At 72.1% G+C, this 5,486-nt stretch carries 6 protein-coding genes; 4 read left to right on the forward strand and 2 right to left on the reverse strand.

The window, feature by feature from the left end:
- Window positions 1–199: 199 nt before the first annotated feature.
- Together ACEPPI_RS39685 and tyrS are read left to right on the forward strand one after the other, a co-directional pair.
- A complete protein-coding gene (locus ACEPPI_RS39685) occupies window positions 200–1,588 on the forward strand; it encodes a metallopeptidase TldD-related protein (protein ID WP_373920112.1) in 1,389 nt (462 codons plus the stop codon).
- A 51-nt stretch (window positions 1,589–1,639) separates the two neighbouring features.
- Window positions 1,640–2,923: a tyrosine--tRNA ligase gene (tyrS, locus tag ACEPPI_RS39690; protein WP_373920113.1), complete on the forward strand. Its 1,284-nt coding sequence runs from the start codon at window positions 1,640–1,642 to the stop codon at window positions 2,921–2,923.
- 79 nt (window positions 2,924–3,002) lie between these two features.
- On the opposite strand, the gene ACEPPI_RS39695 is transcribed toward tyrS, so the two are convergent.
- Window positions 3,003–3,281: a GlsB/YeaQ/YmgE family stress response membrane protein gene (locus ACEPPI_RS39695; RefSeq protein WP_373920114.1), complete on the reverse strand. Its 279-nt coding sequence runs from the start codon at window positions 3,279–3,281 to the stop codon at window positions 3,003–3,005.
- A 181-nt stretch (window positions 3,282–3,462) separates the two neighbouring features.
- On the opposite strand from ACEPPI_RS39695, the gene ACEPPI_RS39700 reads away from it, so the two are divergent.
- Window positions 3,463–3,795, forward strand: coding sequence for a DUF3099 domain-containing protein (locus ACEPPI_RS39700; protein ID WP_373920115.1), 333 nt, complete (start codon window positions 3,463–3,465; stop codon window positions 3,793–3,795).
- Between the two features lie 138 nt (window positions 3,796–3,933).
- A complete protein-coding gene (locus ACEPPI_RS39705; protein ID WP_373920116.1) occupies window positions 3,934–4,197 on the forward strand; it encodes a hypothetical protein in 264 nt (87 codons plus the stop codon).
- A gap of 93 nt (window positions 4,198–4,290) precedes the next feature.
- Here ACEPPI_RS39705 and moaA read toward each other — a convergent pair whose 3' ends face one another.
- Entirely contained in the window at window positions 4,291–5,280 is a 990-nt protein-coding gene (moaA, locus tag ACEPPI_RS39710) for a GTP 3',8-cyclase MoaA (protein WP_373920117.1), read from the reverse strand.
- Window positions 5,281–5,486: the final 206 nt, after the last annotated feature.

Genomic DNA, 5,486 nt, shown 5'->3' on the forward strand with positions numbered 1-5,486 from the left:
GCAGGAGGCCGGCCGATGACGATCCACGGTCACCACGCGATCCGCCGGGGGTCCGGGGGTCGCCCCCCGGGACAGCACAGTCTGAACACCACGCAGGAGGCCGGCCGATGACGATCCACGGTCACCACGCGATCCGCCGGGGGTCCGGGGGTCGCCCCCCGGGACAGCACAGTCTGAACACCACGCAGGAGGCCGGCCGATGAGCCGAACGAAGCCGCACGAGATCGTCGAGCGCGCCCTGGAGCTGTCCACCGCCGACGGCTGCGTCGTCATCGCCGACGAGGAGTCCAGCGCCAACCTGCGCTGGGCGGGCAACGCGCTCACCACCAACGGCGTCACCCGCGGCCGCACCCTGACGGTCATCGCCACCGTCGACGGCAAGGAGGGCACGGCCTCGGGGGTCGTCTCGCGCTCCGCCGTCACCGCCGCCGACCTGGAGCCGCTCGTACGCGCCGCCGAGGCGGCCGCGCGCGGGGCCGGTCCCGCCGAGGACGCCCAGCCGCTGGTGACCGGGACCCCGGCCTCGCCCGACTTCACCGACGCCCCCGCCGAGACCTCCTCGGCGGTGTTCGCGGACTTCGCCCCGGCCCTCGGCGAGGCCTTCGCCCGGGCCCGCGCGGGCGGGCGGGAGCTGTACGGGTTCGCGAACCACGAGCTGGTCACCACGTACGTCGGCACCTCCACGGGGCTGCGGCTGCGCCACGACCAGCCCAACGGGACGCTGGAGCTGAACGCGAAGTCCCCGGACCGCTCCCGCTCGGCCTGGGCCGGCCGCGCCACCCGGGACTTCAAGGACGTGGACCCGACCGTGCTGGACGCGGAGCTGGCCGTCCGCCTGGGCTGGGCGGAGCGCAAGGTCGAGCTGCCCGCCGGGCGGTACGAGACCCTGCTGCCGCCCACGGCCGTGGCGGACCTGCTGATCTACCAGATGTGGTCGGCGGCGGCCCGGGACGCGGTGGAGGGCCGTACGGTCTTCTCCAAGCCCGGCGGCGGCACCCGGATCGGCGAGGAGCTCTCACGGCTCCCGCTGACCCTGCGCAGCGACCCGCACGCGCCCGGCCTGGAGTCCGCGCCCTTCGTGATCGCGCACAGCTCCGGCGACGACGCCTCGGTGTTCGACAACGGCCTGCCGGTCCCGGCGACCGAGTGGATCAGCGGCGGCGAGCTGGCCCGGCTGACCACGACCCGGCACAGCGCGGACCTGACCGGCCTGCCGCTCTCCCCGGCCTTCGGGAACCTCATCCTGGACGGGGGCGGTGACAAGTCGCTGGAGGAGATGGTGGCGGGCACCGAGCGGGGCCTGCTGCTGACCTGCCTCTGGTACATCCGCGAGGTCGACCCGGCCACCCTGCTGCTCACCGGCCTGACCCGCGACGGCGTCTACCTGGTGGAGAACGGGCAGGTCACGGGCGAGGTCAACAACTTCCGGTTCAACGAGTCCCCGGTGGACCTGCTCTCGCGGGCCTCGGAGGCCGGCCGGACCGAGAAGACCCTGCCGCGCGAGTGGGGCGACTGGTTCACCCGGGCCGCGATGCCGGCGCTGCGCATCCCGGACTTCAACATGAGCTCGGTCAGCAAGGGCGTGTGACCCACCTAGACTGAGCACGGCATTTTCAGACATCGAAGGAGTCGAGAGACCGTGACGGACATCGTCGACGAACTGAAGTGGCGTGGGCTCTTCGCCCAGTCCACCGACGAAGAAGCGCTGCGCAAGGCGTTCGCGGACGGTCCCGTCACCTTCTATTGCGGCTTCGACCCGACGGCGGCCTCGCTGCACGTGGGGCACCTGGTGCAGGTGCTCACCGTGCGCCGGCTCCAGCAGGCCGGCCACCGGCCGCTGGCGCTGGTCGGCGGGGCCACCGGTCAGATCGGTGACCCGCGCCCGACCGCCGAGCGGACGCTGAACGACCCGGAGACCATCGCGAACTGGGTGAACCGGCTGCGCTCGCAGATCGAGCCGTTCCTGTCCTTCGAGGGCGAGAACGCGGCGCTGATGGTGAACAACCTGGACTGGACGGCGGGCATGTCCGCCATCGAGTTCCTGCGGGACATCGGCAAGCACTTCCGCGTCAACAAGATGCTGACGAAGGACTCGGTCGCCAAGCGGCTGGAGTCCGACCAGGGCATCAGCTACACCGAGTTCAGCTACCAGCTGCTCCAGGGCATGGACTTCCTGGAGCTGTACCGCCGCTACGGCTGCACCCTCCAGCAGGGCGGCTCGGACCAGTGGGGCAACCTGACGGCCGGGCTCGACCTGATCCACCGGGTGGAGCCGCAGGCGCACGTCCACGCGATGGCGACCCCGCTGATGGTCAAGGCGGACGGCACCAAGTTCGGCAAGTCCGAGAGCGGGGCCGTCTGGCTGGACCCGGAGATGACCACCCCGTACGCGTTCTACCAGTTCTGGCTGAACGTGGACGACCGGGACGTCTCCGCCTACATGCGGATCCTGTCCTTCAAGTCCCGCGAGGAGCTGGAGGAGCTGGAGGCGCAGACCGCCGAGCGGCCGCAGGCGCGCGCCGCCCAGCGGGCGCTGGCCGAGGAGCTGACCACGCTGGTGCACGGCGCGGACCAGTGCGCCGCCGTGATCGCCGCGTCGAAGGCGCTGTTCGGCCAGGGCGAGCTCGCGGAGCTGGACGAGGCCACCCTGGCCGCGGCCCTCTCCGAGCTGCCGCACGCGAAGGTCGCCGAGCCGGTGCAGGTCGTGGACCTGCTCGTGGAGACCGGGCTGGTCGCCAGCAAGTCCGCGGGCCGTCGGACCGTGAAGGAGGGCGGCGCCTACGTGAACAACGTGAAGGTCACCGCCGAGGACGCGGTCCCCGCCCCGGAGGACCTGCTGCACGGCCGCTGGCTCGTACTGCGGCGCGGCAAGAAGAACCTGGCGGCGGTCGAGGTCACCGGCGTCGAGGCCGCGGGCGCCTGAGGCCGGCCGGCGGGCTGACGCGATGAGGGGCCGGTGCGGACGCGAATCGTCCGCATCGGCCCCTTCGTCATCGGCGGCGCTAGGCGGTCCCGCGTTTGCCGCCCCGCAGTGCCACGTAGGCCATCTCGCCGAGCGCGACGATCAGCACGGCTCCGGCCAGCTGGAGCAGGTGCCGGGTCCAGTCGATGCCCGCCGTGTCCCCGACGCCGATCCACCCCGCGACGGCGTTGCCGAGGAGGGCGCCGACGATGCCGAAGAGGGTGGTCAGCCACAGGGGCTGGTGCTGCTTGCCGGGCAGGACTGCCCGGGCTATGAGGCCCAGCACGAAACCGACGATGATCGCCCACAACCATTGCATGTCGAGCCTCCTCGTGGCGCGTTGTGCGCATGTGCGCCCAGTGTCGACCCGGCCGGCCCCGCACGCATGTCGGACGGCTCCATCGGAGGGACACCCCCTCTCCTCGGCTCGACGGAGGCGGCGTACGGTGGAAGGGTTGCGGGCCGGGGAGTGTCCGGCGGGTGGATCGGGTGGTGGAAACATGCAGCGGACGAAGCGGAACGGGGCCGAGGTCTTCCGGATCACCGGGGCCCGGATGGGCCTCGAAGAGGACGTGCGGGGACGGCAGCGCCGGTACGTGATCTCGATGACGATCAGGACCCTGTCGGTGGTCGCCACCGTCCTCCTGTGGAACGTGGAACGCCATGTGGCGATCGTGACGCTCGCCGCGGGCCTGCTGCTGCCCTACATCGCCGTGGTCATCGCCAACGCGGGGCGCGAGTCGACCCCCTCGCTGCCCTCGCACTTCGTCCCGGCCCCTGTGCGCCCCGCACTGGAGGACGGAAACCTCAATAAAACCTCAGATCAATCATGAAGTTCCGGTGCACCCCACCCGGTCCTGCGTGACATACTGCCTACGCGCTCCGCATCCCCCGTCGGAGCGACGGACCGACGCCGGGCAGCTCCCCCCGTGGCTGCCCGGCGTCGCCCTTCCGTTTGTAGGGTTGAGGCCGTGAACTCCCCTGACTTCTTCTCCGGCTCCTCAGGCCCCGAAGCCGACGTACCCACCTGCTCCGCCAAGGGCTGCCGTGACGCGGCGGTCTGGGTCCTGGCGTGGAACAACCCGAAGCTGCACGCGCCGGAGCGGCGCAAGACGTGGCTGGCATGCGAGGAGCACCGCGAACACCTCTCGCAGTTCCTGGGGGTGCGCGGTTTCCTCAAGGACGTCGTGAAGCTCGACGAGTGGGAGCAGCCCGAGGGCTCGGAACGCCCCTGAGGCCCCGCCGGGGCCCGCTCGGAGCCGCCTGGAGGCGGGCTCGGGCGGGCCGGTACGGGCTCGCGGCGGACTCGGGGCCGCCTGGCGGCGGGCTCAGCCGCCGATCGCCGACATGGGGCGGTCGGGCTGGAGGAAGGACGGGTCGTCGAGGCCGGAGCCGGCCTTCTTCCCCCACATCGCCACCTTCCACAGGCGGGCGATCTCCTCGTCCGGGGCGCCCGAGCGCAGGGCGGCGCGCAGGTCCGACTCCTCGGTGGCGAACAGGCACGTACGGACCTGGCCGTCGGCCGTGAGCCGGGTGCGGTCGCAGGCCCCGCAGAAGGGGCGGGTGACGGAGGCGATGACCCCGACGGTGGCCGGGCCGCCGTCGACCACCCAGCGCTCGGCGGGGGCGGAGCCGCGTTCACCGGCGCCTTCCTCGGTGAGCGTGAAACGGGTGCGCAGGGACTCCAGGATGTCCCCGGCGGTGATCATGCCGTCGCGCTTCCAGCCGTGCTGGGCGTCGAGGGGCATCTGCTCGATGAAGCGGAGCTCGTACTCGTTCTCCACGGCCCAGGCGAGCAGGTCGGGGGCCTCGTCGTCGTTGAGCCCGGGCATCAGGACGGCGTTGACCTTGACCGGGGTCAGACCCGCCTCGCGGGCGGCCGCCATGCCGTCGATGACGTCGTGGTGGCGGTCACGGCGGGTGAGCGTCTTGAAGACCTCGGGGCGCAGGGTGTCCAGGGAAACGTTCACCCTGTCCAGGCCGGCGGCCTTGAGCGCCTGTGCGGTGCGCTTGAGACCGATGCCGTTGGTGGTCAGGGACATCCGGGGGCGCGGCTCCAGGGCCGCGCACCGCTCGACGATCCCGACCAGGCCGGGGCGCAGCAGGGGCTCGCCTCCGGTGAAGCGGACCTCGGTTATCCCGAGGTGGGCGACGGCGATGCGGACCAGCCGGACGATCTCCTCGTCGCTGAGCAGATCGGACTTTCCGAGCCACTGCAGGCCTTCTTCGGGCATGCAGTACGTACAGCGCAGGTTGCACCGGTCGGTGAGTGAGACGCGCAGGTCAGTGGCCACGCGGCCGTAGGTGTCGAGAAGCACTGGTGGCCCCCTCCCCTGTCCGGATCGGTAGAGCTTGGCGCAGTCGCAGGTGGGCGGAAGCGCTGCTTTCGAGCCTACGCGACGGTTGTTACCGGGAGGGAGGCCCAAAGGAACGAGACGTGGGGGGGGGGGGGGGGGGGGGGGGGGGGGGGGGGGGGCGGGGCGGGGGGGGGGGGGGGGGGGGGGGGGGGGGGGGGGGGGGGGGG

This window comes from Streptomyces sp. AB3(2024), assembly GCF_041862025.1.
Lineage (GTDB): Bacteria > Actinomycetota > Actinomycetes > Streptomycetales > Streptomycetaceae > Streptomyces.